This window comes from Nocardia brasiliensis IFM 10847 (assembly GCF_000710915.1).
Taxonomy (GTDB): Bacteria; Actinomycetota; Actinomycetes; order Mycobacteriales; family Mycobacteriaceae; genus Nocardia; species Nocardia brasiliensis_A.
The window spans coordinates 1-3511 of record NZ_BAUA01000098.1 but is presented as its reverse complement, the minus strand read 5'-3'; the positions used below and the strand labels follow the sequence as shown (position 1 = coordinate 3511).

3 protein-coding genes are annotated in these 3511 nt (G+C 68.0%); 1 reads left to right on the top strand and 2 read right to left on the bottom strand.

What is annotated here, in order from left to right:
- Positions 1-68 precede the first annotated feature (68 nt).
- Positions 69-524: a MerR family transcriptional regulator gene (locus tag NBRGI_RS20805; RefSeq protein WP_029898819.1), complete on the bottom strand. Its 456-nt coding sequence runs from the start codon at positions 522-524 to the stop codon at positions 69-71.
- Between the two features lie 121 nt (positions 525-645).
- Between NBRGI_RS20805 and NBRGI_RS20800 the strand changes: the two genes are divergently transcribed.
- The gene (locus NBRGI_RS20800; protein WP_029898817.1) at positions 646-1947 is read left to right on the top strand and encodes a flavin-containing monooxygenase; all 1302 of its coding nucleotides are present in this window, start codon (positions 646-648) and stop codon (positions 1945-1947) included.
- A 53-nt stretch (positions 1948-2000) separates the two neighbouring features.
- Here NBRGI_RS20800 and NBRGI_RS20795 read toward each other — a convergent pair.
- Positions 2001-3511 (bottom strand): acyl-CoA dehydrogenase family protein (locus NBRGI_RS20795; RefSeq protein ID WP_051727916.1); only part of this gene is annotated, 1511 nt, incomplete at its 5' end.

Here is a 3511-nt window from a genome sequence, read left to right as displayed (position 1 = left end):
CGGCACCATGACCACCGCCGGGACCGGGCCGTGCGAGCATGTCGTGCTCGCACGGCCGGCGGTGCCGCTCAGCGTGCCTTCCCCGGCTGGTCGCCGGCTGTGATCACGCGGTCGCCGGTCATGACGCGCAGGTAGGGGCAGGCTTCGGCGGGGTTGGGGTCGGGGCAGGTCAGTAGGTGCTCCAGCATCGCGCGGGCGGCCGAAAGTCGTTGCTGCTGCTGGGCTATCTCATCGAGGCGTTGCTGGACCGCGGGCCGCCACTCGTGATTGCGCGCGGCCAGGACCGTGCCGATTTCGTCGAGGTTCATCAGGCCGGTTTCGCGCCACATCTGGATGAGTCCGATGCGATGCAGTTCGTCGTCGCCGTAGAGGCGCCAGCGCGAGCGCCGCTGGGCCGGGCGGAGCAGCCCGCGCTTCTCCCAGTAGCGCAGCGCTGATTCCGCTAGGCCGAATCGCCTTGCGGCCGTGCCGATTCCGACCAGGTCTTGGTCCCGTGGCGGGTCTGCCGCAGCGGTGTCGTCCATTTCACCTGCCGTCTCGTCTTCGTAGGTCTTGATCTCTACTCGACTTCAAATGTTTGAGTAAGGCAAGCCTGACGAACCGGGTGGAACTACGACCGTCGCGCAGCGCGGAGAGGGTGATCCGATGACCATCGAATACGCCGAAACTGTCATCATCGGCGCAGGCCAGCAGGGGTGCGGGGTGGCCGCCTCGCTACAGGAGATCGGCCACGAGGCGGTGATCGTGGAGAAGGCCGAAGTGGGCCATGCCTGGGCACACGAAAGGTGGGACAGCCTGCTGGTCGGCAGCGGCAACCGCACCATCCGGTTTCCGGGCTGGGAGTACGACGGTGCCGATCCGGACGGCACCATGTCGGGCCGCGAGCTGGCGGGGCACCTGCGTCGCTATGCGGCGCAGCGACAGCTTCGGGTACGGCAGCACACCGAGGTGCGCGCGGTCGAGTGCCCGCCGTCGACATCGGATCGCGACGACGTCAGGTTCCGGACGTCGCTGTCGACCGGCGCCGTGCTCGAATCCCGCAACGTGGTCGCGGCGGTGGGCGGTTACGCCGAACCTCGGGTGCCGGACTGCGCGGCCGATATCGATCCGACTGTCCGGCAAGTGCATTCGCGCGACTACCGCAATCCAGCGACCTTGCCCGACGGTGCGGTCCTGGTGGTCGGGGCGGGCATCAGCGGCCAGCAGATCGCCGACGAACTCGCCGACACCGGCCGCCGCGTCTTTCTGTCGGTCGGTCGGCACCGGGTGTTTCCGCGCCGCTACCGAGGCCGCGGCATCCACGAGTGGATGTACATCTTCTCGCTGTACGACGATTTCGTGACCGGGCAGTTCGACAGTGCCGATCCGGCCAAGCTGCCCGGCCTGCCGGTGAGCGCCGTGACGAACCGCGGTGCGGACCTGAACCTCGGCACTTTGGCCGAAAAGGGTGTCGGTCTGGTCGGTTCCGTGCGTGCGGCGCACGGCACAGTACTGTCGTTGGCGGACAATGTCGTCGACGTCGCGGCGGATTCCGCTCGATCGCTCCGCGCGATTCTGCATCGGATCGACACCGGAATTCGCCTGCGCGGCTTCGTCGCACCGCAACAACACCCGCCCCTCGACGTGCACCTGACGCATATCGCCGATTTCGGCGGCAAGCTCGACCTGGCGCAGCACGGCATCACGGCGATCATCTGGTGCACCGGGTTCGGGCCGGACTACCGTTTCCTGCCGCAGCAGGCCCTCGACGAGCACGGCGTGCCCCGCCAGCAGAAGGGCATGCTCGGCGTGCTACCCGGCCTGTACTACGCCGGACTTCCCGACGGAAACTCGTTGCACCTCACCGGCATTCCCGCCACCGTCGAGTGCGGGCACTTCATCGCCCGCCAAATCCACATCGACGCCGTCCTGCGCTCCGGCTCCCCGGAGTCCGTAGTCGTGCGGTAGCCGCCGCCCGTGCAACCCGGGGCATCCGGCATTGGGAGCCAATGCCGATCGGCCTACACCGACTGCGCCTGTCCCCGTGGAATGTGCATCGGGGTGGTGTCCCGCGCTGCGGCTACGGTGCGGTGCACGTAATCGGGGTGGGCTAGAGGGACGTCGAGCAGGGCTGCGGGGACGTCCAGGAGGTCGAGGACCTCGGCGTGATCTTCGGCGCAGCGATCGCTCAGCTCGCCGCGCTGGGCGAACAGGCCGCGGATGCCGGGACCGTCGAGCAGTCCCTCCGCGGTGAGGTGATCGGCAAGGCTCAGTAGACAACTCACCGCGTGCAGCAGCCGAAGGCGGTCGTCGACGGGGCCCCGGGAATGAGCCGACCATCGGCGCAGCAGCGCGGCGCTGCAGCTGGCATGCACGTGCGGCCGGCACAGTGCGCCGCTGCGAGTTGCGCGCCATCGCCGTAACAGCAACTGCGCCAATGCTTCCAGCAAGTCGATTCCTTCGGCGCAGGAACGCAGACCGGCCTGTGTGAGGGTGGGCGCGGTGGGCCGGGCACTGTCGGCCTCCGTGGTCTTGGCGACGATGCGCACGCTTTCGTAACAGAGGACGTTGTTGTCGCCGCCGAAGGTGGTGTTGATCTCGCCGTCCACCCGGGCGGTGACGATCTCGTTGTGGCTGTGGAATCCGTGCCCGCCGCACAGCTCACGCAGTTCGACGAGCGCTGTGTTGGCGGCCCACGAGGCATGGGCTTTGGCCGCGGAGGTCAGCCCGTGCAGAGGCCGTCCATGCAACGTGATCGGCTCGGTCCGATAGCGGCCGGCCCACTGCTCGATGAGGTGTTCGGTCAAGTGCTGCAGCGCGAGCGCCTCGGCGACCACGGGCATCAGGCGTTCGCGGTAGTGCTCGAAGCTCAGCAGGATCTTGCCCGAGGTCTCGCGGTATGTGCTGTAGCGCAGAGTGATCGCCGAGCAGCGCCGCATGACGGCGGCCGCTCCGGTGACCGGGAAGATGCGTTCCTGGGAGAAGGTTCCGAGGCAGCGCAGATAGCGTTCGCGACTGGGGATTTCGCTCACGTACTTGCCGGCGTCGTCGATCTGCGCCCAGCCGGACATCAGGGCGTCCAGCGGCATGCGGTACTGGTCGAAATGCAGCATCCCGGTTTGGTTCCCGGGGAGCCCGCCCTTCGGATCGGCCCGGCGAATCCGTATGCCGGCGAACGGCATCGCGCCTTCGCTCGGACGCAGCGGCACCCGGAACCAATGGTGCCCCTCGTCGCTGCCGTCGACCACGAGCCGAGCGAGCACCATCGCGTACGTGGCGGAGAAGAGGCTGTTGCCGATCCAGTATTTCGCCGCATCGTCGGAAGGGGTCAGCAGCGCCAGCGAACGGTCTTCGTGCCGGTAGTGGGCCTGTGTCCCGGTGGTGATCAGGTTGGTGCCGCGGCCGATCTCGGTCGCGGCGAACGCGTACACCTCTGCCATCCGGTCGATTTCGTCGCGGTAGGCCGCGACCTGCGCCGGGCTGCCGTGTGCGAGCAGCGCATTGCCGGCCAGCTGCTGGTTGCCGGTCGTGG

What these genes read in the sequence shown, in the direction of transcription:
- NBRGI_RS20805 (WP_029898819.1), bottom strand. Translation starts at nt 524, where the DNA reads ATGGACGACACCGCTGCGGCAGACCCGCCACGGGACCAAGACCTGGTC.
- NBRGI_RS20800 (WP_029898817.1), top strand. Translation starts at nt 646, where the DNA reads ATGACCATCGAATACGCCGAAACTGTCATCATCGGCGCAGGCCAGCAG.